General features: G+C 30.5%; 21 protein-coding genes. 10 read left to right on the top strand and 11 right to left on the bottom strand.

Annotated elements, in window-relative coordinates:
• Positions 1-8 precede the first annotated feature (8 nt).
• A complete protein-coding gene (locus IEW41_RS07325; RefSeq protein ID WP_188605689.1) occupies positions 9-1898 on the bottom strand; it encodes a M61 family metallopeptidase in 1890 nt (629 codons plus the stop codon).
• 213 nt (positions 1899-2111) lie between these two features.
• On the opposite strand from IEW41_RS07325, the gene IEW41_RS07320 reads away from it, so the two are divergent.
• The 4 genes from IEW41_RS07320 to IEW41_RS07305 are packed head-to-tail and all read left to right on the top strand — an operon-like array spanning position 2112 to position 6274.
• Positions 2112-4037: a BatA domain-containing protein gene (locus IEW41_RS07320; protein WP_188605688.1), complete on the top strand. Its 1926-nt coding sequence runs from the start codon at positions 2112-2114 to the stop codon at positions 4035-4037.
• Positions 4034-5287, top strand: coding sequence for a dihydroorotase (locus IEW41_RS07315; RefSeq protein ID WP_188605687.1), 1254 nt, complete (start codon positions 4034-4036; stop codon positions 5285-5287). The genes IEW41_RS07320 and IEW41_RS07315 overlap by 4 nt, the downstream gene beginning before the upstream one ends.
• A 5-nt stretch (positions 5288-5292) precedes the next feature.
• On the top strand, positions 5293-5625 hold the full coding sequence (locus tag IEW41_RS07310) for a magnetosome magnetite crystal formation protein family (protein WP_188605686.1): 333 nt from the start codon (positions 5293-5295) through the stop codon (positions 5623-5625).
• Between the two features lies 1 nt (position 5626).
• Entirely contained in the window at positions 5627-6274 is a 648-nt protein-coding gene (locus tag IEW41_RS07305; RefSeq protein ID WP_188605685.1) for an alpha/beta hydrolase, read from the top strand.
• On the opposite strand, the gene IEW41_RS07300 is transcribed toward IEW41_RS07305, so the two are convergent.
• Positions 6271-6774, bottom strand: coding sequence for a hydrolase (locus IEW41_RS07300; RefSeq protein WP_229660194.1), 504 nt, complete (start codon positions 6772-6774; stop codon positions 6271-6273). The genes IEW41_RS07305 and IEW41_RS07300 overlap by 4 nt on opposite strands.
• Positions 6775-6776: 2 nt before the next feature.
• Positions 6777-7538, bottom strand: coding sequence for an MBL fold metallo-hydrolase (locus tag IEW41_RS07295; RefSeq protein WP_188605684.1), 762 nt, complete (start codon positions 7536-7538; stop codon positions 6777-6779).
• A 90-nt stretch (positions 7539-7628) separates the two neighbouring features.
• Between IEW41_RS07295 and IEW41_RS07290 the strand changes: the two genes are divergently transcribed.
• Complete coding sequence (locus IEW41_RS07290; RefSeq protein WP_188605683.1) at positions 7629-9080, top strand: TonB-dependent receptor; 1452 nt, start codon at positions 7629-7631, stop codon at positions 9078-9080.
• 30 nt (positions 9081-9110) lie between these two features.
• On the opposite strand, the gene bcp is transcribed toward IEW41_RS07290, so the two are convergent.
• A complete protein-coding gene (bcp, locus tag IEW41_RS07285) occupies positions 9111-9563 on the bottom strand; it encodes a thioredoxin-dependent thiol peroxidase (RefSeq protein WP_188605682.1) in 453 nt (150 codons plus the stop codon).
• A 37-nt stretch (positions 9564-9600) separates the two neighbouring features.
• On the opposite strand from bcp, the gene IEW41_RS07280 reads away from it, so the two are divergent.
• Positions 9601-10257 (top strand): endonuclease III domain-containing protein, encoded by a 657-nt coding sequence (locus tag IEW41_RS07280; RefSeq protein WP_188605681.1) that lies wholly within the window; start codon positions 9601-9603, stop codon positions 10255-10257.
• 28 nt (positions 10258-10285) lie between these two features.
• Here the strand turns inward: IEW41_RS07280 and IEW41_RS07275 are convergent, their stop codons facing one another.
• Entirely contained in the window at positions 10286-10432 is a 147-nt protein-coding gene (locus tag IEW41_RS07275; protein WP_188605680.1) for a hypothetical protein, read from the bottom strand.
• Between the two features lie 57 nt (positions 10433-10489).
• The gene (locus IEW41_RS07270; RefSeq protein ID WP_188605679.1) at positions 10490-11074 is read right to left on the bottom strand and encodes an RNA polymerase sigma factor; all 585 of its coding nucleotides are present in this window, start codon (positions 11072-11074) and stop codon (positions 10490-10492) included.
• Between the two features lie 228 nt (positions 11075-11302).
• Here IEW41_RS07270 and uvrA point away from each other — a divergent pair, with 228 nt between their 5' ends.
• Entirely contained in the window at positions 11303-14086 is a 2784-nt protein-coding gene (gene uvrA, locus IEW41_RS07265; RefSeq protein ID WP_188605678.1) for an excinuclease ABC subunit UvrA, read from the top strand.
• Between the two features lie 101 nt (positions 14087-14187).
• Positions 14188-14508, top strand: coding sequence for a GIY-YIG nuclease family protein (locus IEW41_RS07260; RefSeq protein WP_188605677.1), 321 nt, complete (start codon positions 14188-14190; stop codon positions 14506-14508).
• 34 nt (positions 14509-14542) lie between these two features.
• On the opposite strand, the gene IEW41_RS07255 is transcribed toward IEW41_RS07260, so the two are convergent.
• Entirely contained in the window at positions 14543-15709 is a 1167-nt protein-coding gene (locus IEW41_RS07255) for a DUF3667 domain-containing protein (protein WP_229660193.1), read from the bottom strand.
• A gap of 128 nt (positions 15710-15837) precedes the next feature.
• Between IEW41_RS07255 and IEW41_RS07250 the strand changes: the two genes are divergently transcribed.
• Complete coding sequence (locus IEW41_RS07250; protein ID WP_188605676.1) at positions 15838-16509, top strand: hypothetical protein; 672 nt, start codon at positions 15838-15840, stop codon at positions 16507-16509.
• 111 nt (positions 16510-16620) lie between these two features.
• On the opposite strand, the gene IEW41_RS07245 is transcribed toward IEW41_RS07250, so the two are convergent.
• Positions 16621-18465, bottom strand: a complete 1845-nt coding sequence (locus IEW41_RS07245) for a hypothetical protein (protein WP_188605675.1) — start codon at positions 18463-18465, stop codon at positions 16621-16623.
• 198 nt (positions 18466-18663) lie between these two features.
• Between IEW41_RS07245 and IEW41_RS07240 the strand changes: the two genes are divergently transcribed.
• Positions 18664-19857, top strand: coding sequence for a hypothetical protein (locus tag IEW41_RS07240; RefSeq protein WP_188605674.1), 1194 nt, complete (start codon positions 18664-18666; stop codon positions 19855-19857).
• A gap of 82 nt (positions 19858-19939) precedes the next feature.
• On the opposite strand, the gene IEW41_RS07235 is transcribed toward IEW41_RS07240, so the two are convergent.
• The 3 genes from IEW41_RS07235 to IEW41_RS07225 are packed head-to-tail and all read right to left on the bottom strand — an operon-like array spanning position 19940 to position 25090.
• Positions 19940-21397 (bottom strand): oligosaccharide flippase family protein, encoded by a 1458-nt coding sequence (locus IEW41_RS07235; protein WP_188605673.1) that lies wholly within the window; start codon positions 21395-21397, stop codon positions 19940-19942.
• Positions 21397-22674 carry a glycosyltransferase family protein gene (locus IEW41_RS07230; RefSeq protein WP_188605672.1) on the bottom strand — a complete coding sequence of 426 codons (1278 nt, stop codon included), beginning with the start codon at positions 22672-22674 and terminating at the stop codon, positions 21397-21399. The genes IEW41_RS07235 and IEW41_RS07230 overlap by 1 nt, the downstream gene beginning before the upstream one ends.
• Positions 22667-25090, bottom strand: a complete 2424-nt coding sequence (locus IEW41_RS07225; protein WP_188605671.1) for a YfhO family protein — start codon at positions 25088-25090, stop codon at positions 22667-22669. The genes IEW41_RS07230 and IEW41_RS07225 overlap by 8 nt, the downstream gene beginning before the upstream one ends.
• Between the last annotated feature and the right edge of the window lie 13 nt (positions 25091-25103).

The following is a 25103-nucleotide window of genomic DNA, read 5'->3' as shown; positions in this document are numbered from 1 at the left end:
TTTGGTTATTAACCTTTTAACCAAGCTTTTCTTAAGTTAATTTGCAATTCATTAGCATTTTCATCTTCCATTAAAGTCTCACTTGTTGTGTATGATTGCTTTAATGTTGTTTTAATTTCAATTGGGTTTCCATCACGCTCTAACTTCACATCTATTTCCTGACCTGGTTTCCATTGATACATTTGTCCTAAAACCATTCTTACGTTCTCTAGAGTTAAAACAGTTCCGTTTACTTCTTTAATAACATCGTTTGGTAAAACACCTTGTTCTGCCCAAAAACTGTTGTCTTTTACACCTGCAGAAAAGAAAATTGTACCTTTTTCTTGGTCGCCATCAAAAATAAAACCAGCTCCACTTTGGATGTAGTTAGTTTCTACTCGCGATGATTTTAATGTTAAACCAACTTTTTTGAAAAACTCGCTATAATCAATTGGTGTAGTACCTTCAACATAAGTTTCTAAAAATTGACTAACAGTTGGGTAAGTCATTATTGAAATTTCTCTAATTAAATCGTCATCATTAAATGGTTTGTTTTTGCCATATTTTGTTGACAATTCCTTCATTAACGATAACATGCTTCTTTGTCCATTACTTTCTTCTCGCATTAAAATATCAATACACATACCTATTAATGCACCTTTTGAATACACATTAATATAATTGTCTGCATAAGGTTTTTCTAAAATGTTTTCGCTCATTACAGTAAAACTCATCGTATCATCAAAATAATTTGAGGTTCTGATTTTACTCATTATTTCTTTATAAAACTCATCTGGAGTAACTAATCCTTCGTACACTTGAAAATGTTGTGCAAAATATTCAGTTACACCTTCATACATCCATAAATGTTTAGAAAATGTAGGGTTTATATAATCAAAGTAATGTACATCTTCAGAGTGTACTGATAATGGCGTTACAATATGAAAAAACTCATGTGCTACTACATCGACCATCGATTTTGCTAATGCTTCTTTAGGCATAGCTTCTTGAAGTACTACAACAGTAGATGTGTGATGCTCTAAAGCACCAAAACCTTTAGGAGCTGTTTCTCCTCTATCTGCTAAATATAAAAAGATGTCATAACGTGGTGTACTATCAACATCGCCTAAATAAGCTTTTTGACCTTCCATCATTTTGTACATAGTTTCTTTTAAGCTAGCTGCTGTATGTACTTTATTTGGTGAGTAAACACTTAATACAATTTTAATATCGCCAACCATAAACTCTTCTACATCTAGTTTACCATACATCATCGGATTGTCTGTAATATCAAAATAACGAGGAGCAATATAACTTGTAGTTATTGATCTTCCGTCAGGACTTGATTTTGTTCCAACATTTTGTAAAGCAGAAGAACGCTTAAAAGTTGCTGGAGCAGTCACATCTAACTCATATTGATTGGTTTTTAAGCTATCAAAAAAACCAATAAAACCATGTAGGTTTAATACATAAACTTCTGGGTCTATATTAGTTCCTGAAGGTGAAAAAGGCATTTCGCCTCCAATTCCGCCAACAGTTTCAATATCAAACGTATCATTAACATTATAAATAAGTTTATCTAATTGTGCTGCATTTGCAATAACCCAAGTGTTTTCATCTGGATGTGTAACAGTTAACTCTTTACCATTATAATCAATAGCTTTAAAATCATCTACAAAACGACCAAAACTACTCACACTGTATGTTCCTTGTACAACTTTAGGTAAATGGTATGTTACTGTTTCTGTTGTAAAACGACCAGGATTTATAATCACAGGTACTTTATCATCTACAACTTTAGTAAGGTCCATTGAGGTAACTATTGGATTGCTAATTGCTAAATCGTTAGTTGTTTTTTTAGTTGTGCCACAACTAAGTAGAATAGATCCAACTAAAACAATACTTAAAATGTTCTTCATTATTATAATTTGTTTTTAAAATTCTTAGATAAGTAGCGCAAAACTACAATCTGTTACAAGTATAAAAGCAAAGATTTTGTTAAAAAACATTCTAATAGCTTATAATAACAGAACAGAATACTCGTTTAGTTAAAATTCTCAAAATCTACAAGTCTTAATCTCTTATCATTTTCTATATTTGAATACTTAAAAATGCTACAAAACAGATAAGGAATGCAGTTTAAACACCCAGAATTACTTTACGCACTATTTCTGCTCATCATTCCTATTATTATACATCTGTTTCAGTTACGTCGTTTTCAGAAGATTGAATTTACTAATGTTCAGTTTTTAAAGAATATCACTTTACAAACTCGTAAAAGCTCTCAACTTAAAAAATGGCTTACTCTAATTACAAGAATGCTATTACTTGCTTGTGCAATTATAGCTTTTGCACAGCCTTTTTTGGCTAATTCAGATGTTTTTAACGTAAAAAGTGAAACAGTTATCTATTTAGATAATTCGTTTAGTATGCAAGCTAAAAGCACAAATGGAACACTTTTAAATAAAGCAATACAAGACATTTTAGAAAACGTTGATGAAAATGAGCAAATTACATTGTTTACAAACGACAATACGTTTATAAATACCAGTATTAAGGCTATAAAAAATGAATTAATCCAATTAAAACATTCACCTAATCAATTAGCTTATGAAGCTGTTATACTTAAAGGAAAGAAAGCGTTTTCAAAAGATAAAAGCAGCATTAAAAACTTAGTATTAATATCAGATTTTCAGCAAAATAAAAAGTCGATAACTATTGAAAAAGATAGTTTAGTGAACTTCAAACTTGTTCAATTAAAACCAGAATCAGTAAAAAATATAGTTGTAGATTCTGTTTTTATTTCTAAAGTTGATATAGAGAACATTGAATTAACAGTAAATCTTAAAAATTATGGCGATGAAATAGAAACGCTTCCTGTTTCGCTATATAAAAACGATAATTTAATGGCTAAAAGTTCGGTGTCTATTAAAAATGATGCTTCTACAATTTTTACAATTCCTGCTAATACATCGTTTAATGGTAAAATTATTGTTGATGATATAGGACTTCAATATGACAATGTGTTGTTTTTTAATATTAACAAACGAGATAAAATTAGAGTGTTATCGATTAATGAATCTGATGATACCTTCTTAAAAAAAATATTTACTGACGATGAGTTTGTTTATACCTCTAACCTTTTTAACGAATTAAATTATAATACAATTGATAGCCAAAATTTAATAGTATTAAATGAGCTTAAAGATGTTCCTGCGTCGTTAATCACAGCATTAAAATCATTTACTGATGATGGAGGAAATATATTAATAATCCCTTCAAATAATATTAGTTTATCATCTTACAATCAATTGCTTATAAATTATAATTTACCAAATTATAATTCAATTAGTCCAATTGAAAAGCAAATTACATCTATAAATTTTTCTCATCCATTATTAGCGAATGTTTTTGATAAAAAAGTAAATAATTTTCAGTACCCAAAGGTGAATTCTTTTTATCCTTTTGGAAACTCAAATGGCTCAACAATTCTTAATTATGAAGATGGCTCTTCATTTTTAACCAAATCTAATAATGCTTATGCGTTTTCTGCTCCAATAAATGAAGAGAATTCAAATTTTAAAAACTCGCCTTTAATTGTTCCTGTAATTTATAATATTGGAAAGCAAAGTTTAAAGCTCCCTAAGCTTTATTATAACATTGCTCAGGAAAATACTATAGATATAAACACCAAACTGCTACAAGACGATATTCTAACACTTACAATTAATGATATATCTATTGTGCCTTTACAACAAACCTATACTAATAAAGTAGAGTTAAAAACAAACGAATCACCTGATATAGCTGGTGTTTTTGAAGTAAAAAACAAGAACAATAACTTGCAAAATTTGAGTTTTAATTTTAATAGAAGTGAAAGCCAATTGAGTTACTATGATATGGCTTCAAATAACAATATTGATGTCAATTCATCTATTGCAACAACTATTGATGATATAAAAAGTGTTACTAATGTTAACGAGCTATGGAAATGGTTTGTTATTTTTGCACTAGCTTTTTTAATTATTGAAATGCTCATCTTAAAATATTTTAAATGAACGTACTCATAAAATCTGCAACTATAGTTGATTCCAAAAGCGATTTTCACAATCAAACTTTAGACATTTTAATTGAAAGAGGAGTTATTACTCAAATTTCAAAGCAGATAAAAAACCCTAAAAATTACAAGGAAATAAAACTCGACAATCTTCATATTTCGCAAGGTTGGTTTGATAGTAGTGTTAGTTTTGGAGAACCAGGTTATGAAGAACGCGAAACTATTGAAAACGGACTTAAAACAGCTGCTTTATCAGGATTTACGTCTGTAGCAGTCAACCCAAATACTAATCCAGTAATTGATAGTAATTCAGATGTTTCATTTTTAAAGGGAAAAGCGAATGGAAACGCAGTTGCACTCTACCCTATTGGAGCACTCACAAAAGAAAGTAAAGGAGAGGATTTAGCGGAGCTGTTTGATATGAAAAACGCTGGCGCAATAGCTTTTGGAGACTACCAAAAACCAATTTGCAATCCTAACCTAATGAAACTTGCATTACAATATGCTAGTAATTTTGAAGGATTAGTCTATTCTTTTCCGCAAGAATCTAGAATTTCTGGACTCGGAGTAATGAACGAGAATGTAACAAGTACCTCTCTTGGATTAAAAGGAAACCCAACTCTGGCCGAAGAATTACAAATTGTCAGAGACTTGTTTCTTCTAGAATATACAGGTGGAAAACTTCATATTCCAACAATTTCAACAGCTAAATCTGTAGAATTGATCAGAGAAGCAAAACAGAAAAAATTAAATGTTAGTTGTAGTGTTGCAATACATAATCTAGTGCTCACTGATGATGAGTTGCACACCTTTAATACAAACTTGAAAGTATTACCACCTTTACGTACTAAAGATGATTGCAATGCTCTTATTGAAGGTTTAAAGGATGGCACTATAGATATGGTTACAAGCGACCATAACCCAATAGATATTGAGCATAAAAAAATAGAGTTTGATTATGCAAAATACGGAACCGTTGGACTGGAATCTGCCTTTGGAGCTTTAAATACAGTGTTTACAATTAAAAAAACCATTGATTTGCTAACTAAAGGTAAAGAAAGATTCGGGATTTCATCTCACAGCATATCTGTTGGAAACAAGGCAGATGTAACACTTTTTAATCCAAATATTGAGCATAGTTTTACTAAAGAAAATATATATTCAGCTTCAAAAAATTCAATTTTTGAACAGCATAAACTTAAAGGAAAAGTTTATGGAATACTATCAAATAATCAACTTATATTAAACTAATTATAATGACAGATCAAACGATTCAAGAAGGAAAAACCTTAGCAATTGTTAGTTATTTTACACTAATAGGTACACTTATAGCTTTTTTTATGAATAATGAAAAAAGAAACCAATTTACGGCTTTTCATACAAGACAAGCTTTAGGTTTATGGCTATTAGAAATGATTTTAGGATTTGTTGTTAGCGGTTTTGATAACTGGATGATTACTTACTCTTTTTGGATATTTATTGCTGTTTTATTTTTGTATGCAATTTTTGGAGCAATTACTGGAAAGTTATACTCTGTGCCTTTATTAGGTGATTTTTTTCAAAAATTATTTAAAAATATAGGCCAATAGAATGAATAGTTTATTACATCACATTACAAGACCTTCAACTTTAAAAGAAAACGCACCACTACTTATTATGTTTCATGGTTATGGTAGTGATGAAAACGATTTGTTTTCTTTTGCAACTGAGTTACCTGAAGAACTTTTTATTATTTCTGTAAGAGCACCTCATGCGATGCAGCCTTATGGCAATGCTTGGTATGCTATTAATTTTGATGCAGAAATGAATAAATGGAGTGACGATGAACAAGCAAAAGCATCTAGAGATTTAATAGCTAAGTTTATAGATGAAGCTTGCCATAACTACCCAGTAAATCCTAATAACGTTACACTTTTAGGCTTTAGCCAAGGCACTATATTAAGCTATGCTGTTGCACTTACATATCCTGAAAAGATTAAAAATGTAGTAGCTTTAAGTGGTTATATAAATAAAGATATATTGCCAGAGCATCTAGATTCAAAAAATTATTCGCATCTTAATTTTTATTGCTCACATGGAAGTGTTGATCAAGTAATACCTGTAGATTGGGCAAGGAAAACACCTCAGTTTTTAGAGAACTTAAATATAAAACACAAATATTCTGAATTTCCTGTTGGACATGGTGTAGCACCACAAAATTTTTATGAATTCAGAAATTGGTTAGAAGATAAAATTTAGTTTATTGGATATAAAAAATACTCAACCAATTTAAATTTAAGTTCATTCCCTTCTATTAACTCGTAAGTGATAAATAGTTCTCCCCAATGTTTACCGTCACTAAAATTAGCAATTATCCATTTGTGATTAAGTAACCTAACATTATTTATTAGCATTTTACCATCTGTCATAGATACATAAGGCACAATTGGGTGATCGTCTCCTTTATAGTTGTTAAGCTTATATAGTTCGTCTTTTATAAAAGGAATCAATTCTAACGAGTTATAACCTTTATCATCAAAATAGCTTAATGCATCATCATTGTATTCTAAATTAAAAAGCTTTAAATCAGAGTTTTCATTTTGCAGACTAGCAATAGAATCTTTATATGATTGTTCTCGCTGTTCAAATTTTGTGAATTTAGTCTCGTAAGATTCAAAAATGTTCTTCGAATTAACGAATTGAAAAATCAATAGTAAGACTGAAAAAATGAACAAATACATGAAAATTTTATTCTTCATAATTATAAAGTTATTTGGAGGTTATCGTATGCTAAAAAAACGTTTTTAGGAAGCCTTTGTTGTACTTCGTCGTGGAATCCTAATAAGTGGCTAATATGCGTTAAATATGCTTTTTCTGGCTTTACTTTATCAATAAAAGCAAGTGCTTCATCTAGATTAAAGTGCGACACATGCTGCTCTTCTCTTAAAGCATTAACAACTAACACTTTTACACCTTTTAATTTTTCAATTTCCTTATCCTCTACAGTTTTCATATCTGTTAGATAAGCAAAATCATTAAATCTAAAACCAAAAACCTGTAGCTTATAATGCATACCATTAATTGGAATAACATTAATACCACCAAGTGTAAATGGTTTATTTTCTATTTGATGAGTTGTAACTCCTGGAGCACCAGCATATTTATTTTCTGTTTCAAAAATATATTCAAATCGGTCTTCAAGGGCTTTTATCACTCTTTTATGTGCATAAACAGGAATATCTCCTTGCTTAAAATAAAATGGTCTAATATCATCTAAACCAGCTGTATGATCAGCATGTTCGTGTGTAAAAATAATGCCATCTAGCTTAGTGCATTTAGCATTTAGCATCTGTTGTCTAAAATCAGGACCACAATCAATTACATACACATAATTGTCCCACTCTATAAGCACAGATACTCTTAAACGCTTGTCTTTTGGGTTAGAACTTAAACATACAGGATGAGAGCTTCCTATAACTGGAATTCCTTGAGATGTTCCTGTGCCTAAAAATGTAATTTTCAAGAGTGTTAAGTTTACAACAAAAGTAAGTTTATTTTTTTGTTTAAGTAAGCAAATTAATACCTTTGTACTGTATTAATCTCAAGCTATAAAATGGAAATTACCCTAAAAGGAGATAAAGAATTTGATGAAATTCCTTCTCTAAAAACTAAAGCACTCCGAATAAATCTAAATGAAAACATTTATGGAACCTTTGCCGAAATTGGTGCAGGTCAAGAAACTGTACGTCATTTCTTTAGAGCTGGTGGTGCTTCTGGGACAATTGCAAAAGCTATGTCTGCTTATGATAAAGACTTTAGTGATGCTATTTATGGTATTGAAGATGATGGTCGTTACGTAACTGAAGCTCGATTACGCAAAATGCTAACTCATGAAATCGATTTGATTGAAGAGCGTATTACTAGAGATAAACATCCTAACAAAATGTTCTTTTCGTTTGCTAATACTGTAGCTACAATAGATTTTGCAAAAAAATATAAAGGACATGGTTGGGTTGGTATAAAATATCAAATTGAGCCAGACCAAGACTATAACGAGATTATTTTACACTTACGTTTTAAAGAAAACGACGCGCGATTACAACAAGAAACACTTGGTATTTTAGGAACAAACCTTATTTATGGAGCTTTTTATAAATATGATGTTCCAAAAAAATTACTTCGTTATTTATATGACCATTTAGATAAAGACCAAATAGAGATTGATACTATTAACTTCTCTGGTCCTGTGTTTAAAGATGTCGATAATCGTTTAATGAGTTTACAGCTTGTTAAAAACGGAATGACAGATGCCGTAATGTTTGCTCCTGATGGTAATAATGTATTACCAGCAAGAGTACTTTATAAAAAGAATATATTAGCGCTTCGTGGTAGTTTTAGACCTGTAACTAAAGTAAACATTGATATGTTTGAAAAATCATATGATATGTTTGTTAAAGAAAACAAGGTTGATGTAGAGAACACTCAAGTAGTATTTGAAATTACATTATCTAACTTACGTGCTGAAGGCGAAATTGATGAACAAGATTTCATGGATAGAGCTGAATTGTTATGTTCTTTAGGACATACAGTTCTTATATCTAATTTCCAGGAATATTATAAACTCGTTGAATATTTCTCTCAATACTCAAAAGCTCGTATGGGATTGGCTATGGGAGTAAATAATTTAGTTGATATTTTTGATGAAAAATACTATCGTCACTTAAGTGGAGGTATTTTAGAAGCATTTGGTAAACTGTTCTTTAAAGATTTACGCGTTTACCTATACCCAATGGAAAATGAAGATGGAACAATCACTAATAGCGAAAACTTAAAAGTGCATCCACGTATGAAAGAATTATATAAATTCTTTAAATACAATGGTAAAGTTGTTGATATAACAGATTATGATAGATCTATTTTATCAATCTTCTCACGTACAGTTTTAAAAGCTATTTCAGATGGGAAAGTTGGTTGGGAATCTATGTTACCAAAAGGAGTTGCAAATATCATAAAAGAGAAAAGCCTATTTGGCTGTGAATCGGAAGAAGTGATTCATAAAGAATAAAAGAAAAGCGACCAATTGGTCGCTTTTTTATTAAGATAGAATTTGTTCTGCGTGAATTTTAGCCTTCACATCATCAATAATTTTTTCAATAACGCCATTTTCGTCTATAACAAAGGTTAAACGATGTATACCATCAAACGTTCGTCCCATAAACTTTTTTTCTCCCCAAACATCAAAAGCTTTTATTACAGCTTTGTCTTCATCTGCTAATAAAGGATAAGGAAAACTATATTTCTTTTTAAAGTTTGATTGCTTTTTCTGGCTATCTGCACTAACACCTAAAATTTCATAACCTTTATTACTTAAATCTTTATAATTATCTCTTAAGTTGCAAGCCTCAACAGTACAAGTTGGTGTATTTGCTTTAGGATAGAAAAAAACTACTAATTTTTTTCCTTTATAATCTGATAGTGAAACTGTGTTTCCTTGTTCATCGTTTGCTGAAAAATTTGGAGCCTTATCTCCTACTTTTAATTTGGTCATATTTAGTTTAACTTTGATTTTTGTAAAAATACAACATATGACCAAACAAGAAAAGGTAGACTTTGTTATAACTACGTTAAATGAGTTATATCCAACAATTCCTATTCCTTTAGAACATAAAGATCCATATACATTATTAATTGCTGTTTTAATGTCAGCTCAAAGCACAGATGTACGTGTAAACCAAATTACTCCTTTATTATTTGCAAAAGCAGATAATCCTTATGACATGATTAAACTATCTGTTGAAGAAATAAGAGAAATTATAAAACCTGTAGGCTTATCACCTATGAAAAGTAAAGGTATTTATGGTCTATCAAAAATTTTAATCGAAAAACACAATGGTAAAGTGCCTAAAACGTATGAAGATTTAGAAGAACTACCTGCTGTTGGTCATAAAACAGCAGCTGTTGTTTTATCTCAAGCTTTTGGTATTCCTGCTTTCCCAGTCGACACACACATTCACAGACTTATGTATCGTTGGAATCTTTCTAATGGGAAAAATGTTGTGCAAACTGAAAAAGATGCTAAACGTCTATTTCCAAAAGAATTATGGAACGATTTACATCTTCAAATTATATGGTACGGACGCGAATATTCTCCAGCAAGAGGTTGGGATTTGGATAAAGATATTATTACCAAAACCATTGGTAGAACTTCCGTTATAAATGAATACAATAAAAAAAAGTCCTGATGAGCTAACTTTCAGGACTTTTCCAAGTTTAGTTTAGAAGTGCTTCAAACTTCAATTTATTATAATCAATAACACTTAAAGCCTTAGAATAATTAAGAAGAAAATTTACTGTTTCCTCTTTTGGGTTCAAATCGTTTTTAATTTGGGGAGTTTTTTCAGAGTAAAGTTTTGCCATTTTTGGATTTTTAGTTAATTATAATCCTAATAACGCATCAAAACTTTATTTATTATATTAATTCGTTAAAATTATATTTTTTTGATCTATTACCTTTCTTAGGTTAATTAACGCATAACGCATTCTTCCTAGTGCAGTATTAATACTAACGCCTGTTTTATCTGATATTTCTTTAAAACTCATATCTTGATACATACGCATCATTAACACGTCTTTTTGATCGTCTGGCAACTCTTCAATTAAACGCCTTAAGTCGCTTTCAACTTGCTCTTTTATTATTTGTTTCTCAGCATTTAACGACGAATCGCTTAGTACAGAAAAAATGCTAAATTCACCAGTATTATCAAATTTTGGCATACGATTGTTTTTTCTAAAATGATCAATAACCAAATTGTGTGAAATACGCATTACCCAAGGTAAAAACTTACCTTCTTCATTGTATTTTCCTAGTTTTAAAGTTCTAATAACTTTAATGAAAGTATCCTGAAAGATATCTTCAGTGATGTCTCTATCATATACTTTTGAATAAATAAAACTGTAAATTTTTTGCTTGTGTCTGGTAATTAATACCGAGAGAGCACTTTCGTCTCCTTGCAGATAATTGCTTACTAAAACAGCGTCAGTGATAAGTTCTTGTTTCATAATTTTTACTTTAAGGCAAAGAAGAAAACTTCTTAGCTTGGGGTTAATCTTTTAAAGTAATATTATGATATAGGCAACTATGTTTTAGATGTTTATGCTCCAAATATAACAACAATCATTCCTAAAAAGCAAGATTTCGTGTTAAATTTTAACATTTTATTGCACAATAAGTTTTTTTAAAGACATAAATAGTTAATGTATCTTTGCATTCTTAGACACAAAAAGCATATGAAAATTAACCTTTCCGAAGTTAATCCAAAACAGAACATTATTATAAAAGGTGCTAATCTTCACAACCTTAAAAATATAGATGTTGTTATTCCAAGAAATAAGCTAGTTGTAATAACAGGATTATCTGGTTCAGGAAAGTCTAGTTTAGCTTTTGATACTTTATATGCTGAAGGTCAGCGTCGCTATGTTGAGAGTTTGTCAAGCTATGCTCGTCAGTTTTTAGGGCGTTTAAACAAACCTAAAGTTGATTATATTAAAGGCATAGCTCCTGCAATAGCGATAGAGCAAAAAGTAAATTCTACAAACCCTCGTTCTACTGTTGGCACAACGACTGAAATTTATGATTATCTAAAATTACTATTTGCTCGTATTGGTAAAACATACTCTCCAGTATCGGGTAATTTGGTAAAAAAACATACAACTGCTGATGTATTAAACTTAGTAAAATCCTTCAAAGATGGTGAAAAACTATTGCTCCTCTCTCCTATTACTTTGGAGAAAGACAGAACAATGGAAGACAAACTAAAAGTATTACAGCAACAAGGTTATGCAAGAGTAAAATATAAAGATGATGTTTTACGAATTGAAGATGCCATCGAAAAAGGACTTAAAAAAGATGTGTTTTTAGTTGTAGACAGAATTGTTGTTAAGCATGAAGAGGATTTTTATAACAGATTGGCTGATGCTATTGAAACTGCTTTTTTTGAAGGAAAAGGAACAACAATAATAGAATCTTTATCAGATAACAAACAAGACACCTTTAATAATAAATTTGAATTAGATAACATTACGTTTTTAGAGCCTAATGTGCATCTGTTTAGTTTTAATAATCCTTATGGAGCTTGCCCAAAGTGTGAAGGCTATGGTGATGTTATTGGTATTGATGAAGATTTAGTTATTCCAAATACAGGGTTATCAATCTATGAAAATGCAATTTTTCCTTGGCGTGGAGAAAGTATGAGTTGGTATAGAGATCAATTAGTAAACAATTCGCATAAGTTCGATTTCCCTATTCATAAGCCTTACTTTCAGTTAAGTGCTGCACAAAAGCAACTCGTTTGGGATGGTAATCAATATTTTGAAGGCTTAAATTCTCTTTTTGCTGAATTAGAATCTAAAGCATATAAAATTCAGAATAGAGTAATGCTATCACGCTACAGAGGTAAAACCAAGTGCAATACATGTCATGGTAAACGTTTGCGTGAAGAAGCCAATTATGTAAAAATTGCTGGTGTTACCATTACAGATTTAGTTGAAATGCCTATTGATAAGCTTATTAATTTCTTCAAGCAATTAGAACTTAATGATTACGACAGCAAAATTGCTGAACGCTTATTAAAAGAAATCACCAACAGACTTTCTTTTTTATCAAACGTAGGATTAGATTATTTAACTCTAAACAGACGCTCAAATACTTTATCTGGTGGAGAAAGCCAACGTATAAACTTAGCAACATCGTTAGGTAGTAGCTTAGTAGGCTCAATGTATATATTAGATGAACCAAGTATTGGTTTGCATCCAAAAGATACCGAAAAACTAATTGTTGTTTTAAAAGCTTTACGCGATTTAGGAAACACAGTTATTGTGGTTGAACATGATGAAGATATCATGCAAGCAGCAGACGAAATTATAGATATTGGTCCTGAAGCTGGTACTTTTGGTGGTGAAGTTGTAGCTGCAGGAACTTATAATGATATTTTAATTTCAGATTCACTTACTGCTAAGTATTTGAATGGAAGCTTAGAAATTGAAGTGCCTAAAAAAAGAAGAACATCAAAATATCAAATAGATATAGTTGGCGCTCGTGAGCATAACCTTCAGAATATAGATGTCACTTTCCCTTTAGAAATGCTAACGGTTATTACTGGAGTTTCAGGAAGTGGTAAAAGTACATTGGTTAAAAAAATTCTTTTTCCAACAATTCAAAAGCAATTAACTGGCTTTGGTGATAAAGCAGGACAATTTACAGAGTTAAAAGGTAATTTTAAAAACATAAAACATATCGAGTTTGTAGACCAAAATCCAATTGGTCGTTCATCTCGTTCAAACCCTGTGACGTATGTTAAGGCTTACGACGATATTAGAGCTTTGTATGCCAATCAAAAATTGAGTAAAATACGTAATTATCAAGCTAAACATTTCTCTTTTAATGTCGATGGTGGACGTTGTGAAACCTGTAAAGGTGATGGTGAAGTTACTATTGAAATGCAGTTTATGGCAGATGTGCATTTAACTTGTGAAACCTGTAATGGAAAGCGCTTTAAAAAGGAAGTTTTAGAAGTTGCTTTTCAAGATAAAAGCATTGACGATATTCTAAATATGACTATCGATGATGCTATTGCGTTTTTTGATATACATGGTCAAACCAAAATACAAAGCAAGTTACAACCACTTCAAGATGTTGGTTTAGGTTATGTAACACTTGGACAAAGCTCATCTACCCTTTCTGGTGGTGAAGCTCAACGTATTAAACTAGCTACGTTTTTAGGTAAAGGAACAAAAAGCGATAATGCCTTATTTATTTTTGATGAGCCTACTACAGGATTGCATTTTCACGACATCAAAAAATTACTAAAATCTTTTCAAGCGTTAATAGAACAAGGACATTCAATTATAGTTATTGAGCATAATTTAGAACTTATAAAATGTGCTGACTATATAATTGATCTTGGTCCTGAAGGTGGTGAACGTGGTGGACAATTAGTAGCTCAAGGTACTCCTGAAGAGTTAGTGAAAAATAAAAACTCTATTACAGGAACATTCTTAAAAGGTAAACTATAATAGTAGATCTTGAACCAGTTATGGTTCTAGTAATAATCCTATTATCTTTGTCATGCTGAACTTGTTTCAGCATCTACCACTATTACATAAAGAATTCAAAAATGCCAAGACGAGTTTACCATAATTATTGGGTTTATATCATAACAAACAAACCGAAAGGAACTTTATACATAGGCGTAACTGGTGGAATTGATGATAGAATGGAGAAACATACAAGTGAAATAGGTAGTCTATTTGCTTCAAAATACAAACTTAAACGATTAGTGTATTTTGAAGAATTTCAATATATCAATGATGCTATTTTAAGAGAGAAGCAATTAAAAAATTGGCATAGACAGTGGAAAATTAATTTAATTGAAAGCATAAACCCAAATTGGGAAAACCTTTGGAATCCTTTAGATACTGAAACAAGTTCAGTATGACAAACTAAATTTGGTTCTTTATTCTTAAAAACTTCTAATAAAACAAAAACGCCATAAGTCCAACAATAATGGCTGCAAATGGCAATACCATCATTAAAAATAACGATGTTATAACACCACTCTTTATAAAGCTTAAAAAATAACCTTGCTCATAAAATCGTTTGACACCTAAAAACAAGTAGAAATAGGTCGACAACATAACTAAAGCAATAATCGAGGTTGGAAAATCTTTCCAAACTAAAGTTGCAAAAACCAACCAGCCAAAAACAATAAATAAGAAGGCAAAAAAGTAAAAGGTAAATACCAAATGGTACGCAAAACGTCCTTTGTTGAAGTAAAAAATCTTAAGTAAAAAAGCAAAAATTGGCAACAGTATAAACATGGCTAAAGGAATACTATCATAAAAAGCCTGTAAAATTGAACCTCCACTTTTATTCTTAAAAAACTTAAGCACTTGTTTGTACATGCGTTTGGTGAAAATGCCATCATCGTCATTCATTCCCATAAACTTATAAATCTCAACATCTGAAGCTCCAGTTTGAATCATAGAATCTATTGCTGTCTCATTAAAGTTAACACCACCAATTTTACCATTAAAACCAGTGTTTTTTACCTTGTTATTTGTAATTGTAGAATCAATTACTTTCATACTTTCATCAGAAATACCAAGCTGTTGCTGATTATCTTTAAAAGGCTTTATGGCTTCTTGTAGAATTATTGAGTCTTGTTTTTTTTGGTCTATAGAATCTTTAATAGCTCTAGACCTCTCAATATCACTCTTTAATGCAGAATCAATACTTTGTACTTGCTGTCTGGAAATAAACGAAAACAAAAAGAAAAACACCACAGAAACAAACAAATACATTTGAGCAGGATGCAGATATAGTAACCGTTTTCCTTCTACAAAACGCTTCGCCAAATAACCTGGTTTTAACATTAAAGGAATAAAGCTTCTAAAAAAGCGAGCATCTACAGAAAAGTAATTATTAATAGTGTTATTAAATAACACACCAAGAGTTAAATCATCATTAGCTTTTTGTCCACAATAAGGACAATAAGGATAGTGTGCTTCAAAATGATTGGAACAATTACTGCATTCGGTTAGTTTTCTTGGCATTGAAAATTGTGATTGATTAGCATAAATGTAGTAAAATTTTATTTCAATTTTCTTTAAAAAGAAATTACCAGTAGTAACAAGCATATTCTAATAAGTATTTAATTATTTGCAAATCAAATAGTTAAAATTTTTGGCACGCAAATTGAATATCTCAAAAAGTATAGCGTAAGCCGAAAAGCTAATGAGTAGGCAAAATCTTAAATCCTTTTATTATGAAAAAGTTATTACTAAGTGCGATGGTGTTAATGGGATTAACATCTGCAACAACTACAGCAAAAGCTGCTGTACTACAAGGTGAAGATTTTAAAAATACAACACGCTATCGTTATGCCGAACCAATTATGTTTGTGGAGCGAGGTGTTGAGTTTTTAATCTTTCCTGATGGAAGTTTTGATTTCAATACAAACATTGGAGACTCTCATTATGATGATAATGTGTACTACAGAGGTACCAATACAAGACGAGGCTCAGTAAATGTAACCGTTGGTGCTCCAGGAACTGTAAGTAGAGTTCGTTATTCTGCGCCAAGATCTGGTGGTGTACTAATACAACACGATTTTGATGGTAAGGTAAGACGTATTGGTAACGTATTTATCAACTACGACAGAGCTGGCAAAATAAAACGTGCAGGATCTGTATATATTAGTTATGATAGATTTGGACGATTATCTCAAGTTGGTGGTTTACGAGTAACGTATAACCGTTGGGGAGAAATAGTTAATATTTCTGGAATTGTAAACTACAATAACGCAACTTTAAACTGTGGAGTTGGTAATGGACATGGAGGAAACTATGGAGATGATGATGATTGGGATGACGACGACGATTACTACTACTATAAACAAGGAGATAAAGTAAAAAAACAAAAGAAAATTAAACGATAATAAAAATACAATTTAATCTACATTTTTATTGGTTGATAGTCTACTAGAATATATATAGTTAGATGATATAAATCCCGATGGTTTCCCCAAACCTCGGGATTTTTTTAATGATTATTTACTTAATGCTTTTACAATTCGTTCTTCATTAATTACAATGTCTCTAAATAGAACATGGGGAAATTCTTGATATTTAGAAGTTTTAAAACTTTCATTAATTTTAGATAAAGTTGAAGCTGTTAATAGAGAAATATTCATTTCAGTATCCATTCCGCAATCAGAAACAAAATCATCACTAAACTCTGGAGCTATAAGTAATATTTTTACTATCCTAAAATTATTTTTTAATGCTACATTTTGATATGATTTGAGCTGTCTTGATACTGTACTAAATTTATTATATCCCTTTTCTTTAATTGTTTTACATTCTACAATTATTATTTCATTATTACCTAAATTTAAGAGAATATCCATCATATCCTTTTGAGTATTAAGTTGCATTTTTAAATTATTATCAACATTAAAACCCAACGCTTTAAAAATAGTTTCAGTAAGCTCCTCAAATTTTAAACCTAGTTCACTTTCTTTAATTGAAATGCCATTTTCCTTCAATAAATTTAAGTTTCTATAACCAACATTTACATAGTTTTCCAAGTATAAATTTTCTACATCTTTATAATGTTCTAAAATATTTAATATGTCTTCACCACGTTGTTTAATTCCATTTTCTTTAATGAATTTAATTAAATCATGTTTTGGAATTAAATCTAAAATATCTCTAGGCTTAATATTATAATCAAGTAATAATTCTGCATTTAAAACGAATTCCTCTTGAAGCTCAAATTGAATTTTTAATTCTCTATTCAATTTTGGTAATGAATCATTTAACTCTGAAAGCATTTTTGAAAAACCATCGATTGATATACCTACTTTTTCATCCTTTTCAATGTTTTCAAAGTAATCAATTAGACTAGATATTTTTTCTTCTAAAGTACTTCCTTTAAGACTAGAAATATTTAAGCCTTTTTCACAAAGCTCATTTAGAGATTTTTTCTTTTCTGTTAATGTGATTCCATCTTTATGAATTTCATAAGTTAGCAAATCAGAAAACGAAATTCCTTCTTTTATGATTTCTTCTATTTTATGAGAATTTGATAACTTTTTATCAATATTGTGCTCTTTAGCAATTTGATTTATAATTGGCTCTCTTAATAATTTCAAAGTTCTTCTAAAAAACTTATCTGCGACTTCTTTTTTTCTAACTTTTCGCAATATTCTCACCATTTCATCAGCAACATAGATAGTGTTCTCTTTTTTGGAAAAAAACACAACTCCAATATTTTTTAAATTATTAATAACATCTTGAATGTCATCTTTTCTTATTGGCAAAATTGAATAATTAATTAGTTTAACATCTTCCTGAGATAATCCTAATTGTTTAGACAGAGTTAAAATTATTGATAATTCATCTGAAGTAATTTTTGCCTCTCTATTGTTACCAACATCATTAGTATATGCTGTAGTTAAACAAGCTTTATAAATTCTAAAATCTCTTTTTCTATTTTCGCTTAATTCTGATTTTTCATTTTCTAATTCACTATTCAAAGTTTTAATTTTATTCTTCAAATTTTTTATTTCATTTTCATATAACCTTGAAAACCAATCTTGTTTCATTATACAATTTCCATCCCTAATAATAATATCAATTAAAATATCAAGTTGAGAGTTAGCTTCTTGGAATTCGCAAATTATATACTCTTCAAATTCAGCTGAAATCAAATTAAAAATATTAGTAATGTTTTGACTATCAACAGATTTTAATCCTTTGTCAGTTGAACTTAAAATTTTTTCTATTTCTTTTCCGTTTTTTGGGTTTTTGGAAATTATATTATCAATAATTTTTATAAATGAGTTTTTCTCTAACGAACCAAGCTTATCTAATATCTTCTCTAATTTCATAAATGCTTATTTTCAAATTAAAATTTATTTAGCTTTAAAATTAGATTATCCATTTCAAATATCCTATACGTAGTTCTACGCATTTTTTAAAAGCTTTAAAATATTTATTACCTCATTATCAAGCACTTAAATGCTGTTAACATTTTTTGGCACGTTGTTTGAATATCATAAGATATGTTAAACTTAAAACAAACACTCATGAAAAAATTAGCTTTATTTTTTACTGCAGTGTTCCTAATAGGAACTACAGTAAACGCAAAAACCACCAACGCATCAGAAGTTAATGCTTCACTTAATCTTTATGGTTATAATTATGGCAATTCGTTTATTTTTACCGAAGGTGGTATTGAGTTTTCTGTGTTTCCTGATGGTCAATTCGACTTTTATATGCCTAATTATGGTCCAAATGTAAATGTTGGTTTTAGCTCTCCAAACGTATCAATAAGTTTTAATACTGGATACGATTATAATCCTTATGTACAATACGACGATTTTGGAGCTATTATTCAAATAGAAAACGTACCTATTTATTACGATTATTACGGTCGTATTACTCAAGCTGGTAATGTTAATATACGTTATAACAGTTATGGTTATGTTACTAGAGTTGGTGGATTATATGTATACTACAATAGAAACAGAGCTTTTAGTCACTGCACTGGTTTTATAAACATTTACAACAGAAGCTATGTGTACAGACCTTGGCATGTGTATTATGCTGTTCCTGCACGTAACTACTGTATAGTTTATAACAGACCTTACAGACAATATTATACTCCTGTACGTCACCACTATTACAGACCTTATGCTAACAACTACAGACAAGCTGTAAGTTATAACAGTACACGTCGTACAACAAATTATAATAATGGTCGTCGTGGTAATGTAGCAAACAACACATCTCGTATTAGTGATCGATACAGACAAGAAGCAACACCTAGAAGAAGTGTAGCAGAAAACAGAAGAGATACTAGAGATTTAAATGCTACTCAAGGTAATACTCGTGTTAGACAAAATATAGATAATGGAAGTGTGAGATCTAATAGCAATACTCGTGGTAACGAAAGAGTAAGATCTAGTTCTACTAGAGATAATCAAAATATAAGAACTAATAGTAATACTAGAGTGAATGATGAAACACGAACAAGAACTAATGAACGTGTTAGAACAACATCTCCAAGAAGAGAAACACGTTCGGTAAATTCTAACACAAGAGTAAATGTTAATAAAAACTCGACTGAAAGAAAACCAAATAGCTCAAAAACTCGTACATCTAATACAGTACGTAAAGAAAAAAGTAAAAACAGTGCCTCACAAAGAACGAGTAGAAATAACTCAAAAGGAGCAACACAACAAAGAAGCTCTAGCTCACGTTCTAAAAGAGGCAACTAAAAACATACATATTTTTTTGGTTGGTTAGTTGGAAAGTCCTGCATGTCGTATGCCTCAAAGCACCTTGCGGGATTTTCCCTTTTTATTTAAGTCGTAAATACTTTTTAATTACAAGTGAAATATCTTCAGAGACATTAAGTTTTAAAATCACCAAAACATAAAGTAGAGTCACTAACATTGTTTTTAATGCAATATTAACAATGGGATGAAAAGGAAATTCCCAGAAGTAAAACAATACTATACTTACAATTATTAAAACACATACTTTGCCTGTATCTATAGTAAAAGGCATCATATTAAACTTCTTCTTTACAAAGTATATTTTTATAGTATTATAGATTGAAATAGCTAAAAATGTCGCAAAAGCTGAACCGTTAATTCCAAACATTGGTATAAACAGCATATTTAAAAACACAGTAAGTATTGTTAATAGTACTCCAAATAGCAATACAACTCTATAATAATCGCTATTAAATAATACAACGTTATTACAACCCATTAAGCAATCGTACAATTTGGCAACTCCAACTAAAAACACAACAATAAGTCCACCACTAAACTCTTCAGGAATTAGTTCGTACAATTGATTGATATTTAATACAATAATTAAAAATATGAAACCACCAATTACAAATAGTGTTTGCGAGCTTCTTACATACAAATCTTTAAGCGCGACTTTATTATTATCATTAAGATATTGAGCAGTTAAAGGTTGAAGTATTTGCTGCATTGAGCGTGAAGGCACTACAATTACTGTTGCTATGTAAATTGCAACACCATAATACGCCACTTTTTCAATAGGAATATAAAGCCCTAACATAAAAGAATCGATATCTAAAATAATAGTCGCAATTGAACCTGCAATAATTATTAAAGACGAGTATTTTAAGATGGCACCAATATTTTCAATCTTATAAAATTTAAGCACAGGAAACTTCACGCTATACGCATAAAGCTTCATGATTATCATTCTTAAAATATAAACGCCAATAACACCTAAAATAAACTCATCGACATTAATCCACTGAAAATACACAGCAAACAAAAGAAGCATCACACCTACTCTATGAAATACTTCTTTCATAAAGTTACCAAACACCGTTTGCAATTGTGTTTTAGACCACGCAAAAAAGACTTCAAAATAAGCCATTGCAATTGCAGTAACATAAATGTACCACACATAATCTTTTACAATAGGATTTTTTTGTGAGATAAGTTCTCCAATTGCCTCATAAGTAAAACAACCTATTAAACCAATAGGAATAATAAGCAAAAGAGGTAAAAACAGCATCAAGGTTAAAAAACTATTGAGCGAGTTTTTTGTTTTAAATGTTGAGTAGAATTTTATAATGGTATTATGAACTCCAAACGCCATTAATGGCATCATAATATTAGCTGTAGAAAGAATAAAAGCCACTAAACCATAATATTGGTCTGAAATAAAATACGTGTACAAAAACAACGTGTTTAGGGCTCCAATACCAAAACCTAAATAGGTAGTAATTGTGTTTTTAAACGATTGACTTGTAACTATTCCCATTAGATGAGTTCTGACAAGGTTTTTGTTAATTCTTTTCTACTATATGGCTTCAAACCTATTGGTTGAGTAACCAATGTGTTTTCTTTATAGGCATTAAAATACGTTAAAATTTGCGATTTTAAAGTGTTATTCGCTTCATAAAAAAAGTAAGCTCCTGTGTTTGTTGATTTTATTATACGTTCAACATCTGAATCTTTTGGACCAATAGCTAATATTGGTGTGTTAGAAATCATATATTCAAATAGCTTTCCAGGAATAATTGCTTTAGTGTCTTCTGAATCAATTTCAATTAATAACAATACTTGCGATTGCATTTGAGCTTTAATAGCATCGTCGTGACTAACATAACCTACAACATTAGTATAATCTTTAAGATTATGCGAATATATCTCTTGCAATACATCGTCGCTTACAACACCAATTAAATTCAATTCAAAATCAGCCTTAAACGCTTCATTTTCATTTATAAGTTCGCTTAAAGCTTCCCAAAGATGTTTAGGGTTTCGCTCTGATAATAAGGAGCCAATATGCGCTATTGTAAATTTTGAATCCTTTTTAGGCTTTTCTGAAATTGTAGTATCATAACCATTAGTAATCACTGCTATTGGCTGATTTGTTTTAAATTCAAACTCACGCTTTGTATTCTCACTAGTTACAATAAGTTGATCAGCAGAATTTAATACTTTAAGTTCTAAATCCTGATGCTTTAGTTGCGATGCCTTTGTGAGCTTAAGTTTTTTGTGATAACCTATTGTTGTCCAAGGATCTCTAAAGTCGGCAATCCACTTTACATCTAGCTTTTGTTTTAATTGTAAACCTATAAGATGTAAGCTGTGTGGAGGACCAGTTGTAATTATGGTCTCAATATTCTCTTTTTGAATATAATCTGTTAGAAAATCTACAGATGGTTTAACCCAGTTTTTACGAGCATCTGGAATAAAAAAGTTACCTCTAACAAAGAGCATTACTTTTTCAATAACAGACTGCTTTTTCTCTTTTGGAATAACACCAGAACTAATCGTTGAAGCTGCCTTTTTTGAAAACAATCTAGCAAGTTTATAAGGTTCTTTTATAGGTTGCTTTAATACTACAATGTCTTTTGATAGTTCTTTAGTTAAACTCTCATCTACAATAGGATAGCTTGGGTTTTTTGGGCAATAAACAATTGGTTGAATATTGTAATCTGGTAAATATTTTACAAATTTTAACCAACGTTGTACACCAGGACCACCAGCTGGTGGCCAATAATACGTTATGATGAGTGCTTTTTTATGCACTTTCTTTGGCTTTATACTTAAACTCGTAAAACAATCCGCCTAAAATTAATAAGCCTAGTAAAATAGAACTTGCTAGTGCAATGCTGCTTCCTGTTTGAATAACTTTAGGCTCAAATTTAAATTCTATAGTATGATTACCCTTAGGTATTTCTAAAGCTCTTAAAACATAATTTACTCTGTAATGAGGAACTGCTTTTCCATCAATAAAAGCTTGCCAACCGTCAGCATAATAAATTTCAGAAAACACTGCAAATCCATCGTTAATATTATTAGACTTATACTTTAAGTAATTAGGTTTATATTCTGTAATACTGATACTTGCAGTTGAATCTACTGTAAAATTACGTTTAGGTATTGATTGTGTAGTAATAGCAATATTTTTATTATCTAAACTCTCTAAACCTGTTAACTCTTCATTGGCAGAACCTACTTGTTTTACTTCACTTACAAACCAAGCATTACCATTAGTATCTTCATTTTCATAAGGAAATATATTGCCTTTATCATCATCAGCAATAATGTACTTTGTATTTAGCATATTCAGTACATTTATATTGTTTCTGGCAATATGAAAATCGAATAATTCATTATAACGACCTAATTTGGCTGCGTGATATCCTGTTAATGAGTTATGAAAATAAGATGCTCTTGCTGCTCCAGAAGTAACATCAAACACTCTAAAGTGTGTTGTGTCTTTCATAATCTCTAAATCGGCTTCATTAGCTGAATATGGTTTATTAACTTGAATAGACGACACAAAGTTGTCTTCATTTACATATCGTCTGTCTACACTAACTAAATCGAATACTATCAATACTGCAAAAACTACGACTACTAATTTTTCAGATAGTTTTTTCTTCAAAAACATAAAAATTGTTCCTGCCGAAAGTAATACCAGCACTAAAGTTCGAAGCGTATCTGTAGTAAACATTGCTTTTCTATCGTCTTTTAATGCTCTAACAAAACTTTCACCATATTCACCATAAACTTGTCTGTAATAGCCATCATTTGCTCCAACAAAGCTAAATGACGATTTAAACAACAAGAAAAGAACAGCTAATCCACCTGTAATTATTGCTGTATATTTTAGTGCTTTTAGTTTTTTGTCATCACCTTCAAAATCATTAAATAACCTCACTAGCCCAAAGATTGCTAGTATTGGAATACATAATTCCAAAATAACTTGAATAGAACTTACAGCTCTAAACTTGTTATATAAAGGCACATAATCGATAAAGAAATTGGTTAAGAAATCTAAATTCTTTCCGTAAGACAAAAGAAGTGATAAAATTGTTCCACCTACAAGCCACCATTTTAAACGACCTTTTACTAAGAACAAAGCAAACACAAACAAGAATAAAACAACTGCTCCAATATACGCAGGAGCTTCAACTATAGGCTGTTTTCCCCAATATGTAGGTGTGCTTTTCGATTCGTTAAGCGCTTCAACTGGACTGGCTCCAATATTTGTATAAAATTTATAAATCTCAGAATCTTTACCAACATCTTCACCATTACCTCCACCCATAAATCTAGGAATGTACAAGTTAAAAGTCTCTAATATTCCGTAACTGTATTCTGTAATATAGTCTTTATCTAATCCTGTTGTAACTTCTTTTGCTGTTCCGTCAGGATTAATTGTAATTTCACTTTTGCCACGAGTACTTTCTTTAACATACTCTTGTGTAGCCATAATATTTGTAGCATTCAGTCCTACCGAAATAATTACAGCAACAACCAATAAGCCTACAGCCTTAAAAAAATGAGGTAATATTTTCTTTTTGTAAGCATCAATTAAGTATACAATTCCTAATACAATAACCAATAGCATTAAATAATAGGTCATCTGAAAATGATTTGCACCAATTTCTAAAGCCATAGCTACAGTTGTGAGTAAAAAACCTAATACATATTTTTGTTGAAAAGTGAGTAATATTCCGCTTAACACTAAAGGCATATATGCAATAGCGTGTGCTTTACTGTTATGACCTACACCAAGAATTATAATAAGATATGTAGAAAAGCCAAAGGCTAATGCACCAAGTGCTGCGAGTTTAAAATCTACTTTTAACGTTAACAATAGAATATAAAACCCTAAAAAATACAGAAACAGATAATCAGCAGGTCTTGGTAAAAAGCGTAACGCAGAATCTAAACTTTTTATATAATTATGAGGATATTTTGCACCTAATTGATACGTTGGCATACCACCAAAAGCACTATTGGTCCAATAAGTTTCTTCCTGATTATTGGCTCTAAAATCGTTTTGTTGTTTAGACATCCCAATATAGTGCATTATATCACTCTGAAATATCTGCTTTCCACTCAAAACAGGATTAAAGTATAATAAAGAAATAACGATAAACCCAATACTTACTAAAATATGAGGTAATAGCTTTTTTAAGGATGCTTGCATGAATGTTTATGAT

The organism is Aquaticitalea lipolytica (genome assembly GCF_014641635.1).
Taxonomy (GTDB): domain Bacteria; phylum Bacteroidota; class Bacteroidia; order Flavobacteriales; family Flavobacteriaceae; genus Aquaticitalea; species Aquaticitalea lipolytica.
Note: the sequence above shows the minus strand (reverse complement) of the source record. Positions and strands in the feature narration are given on the sequence as shown.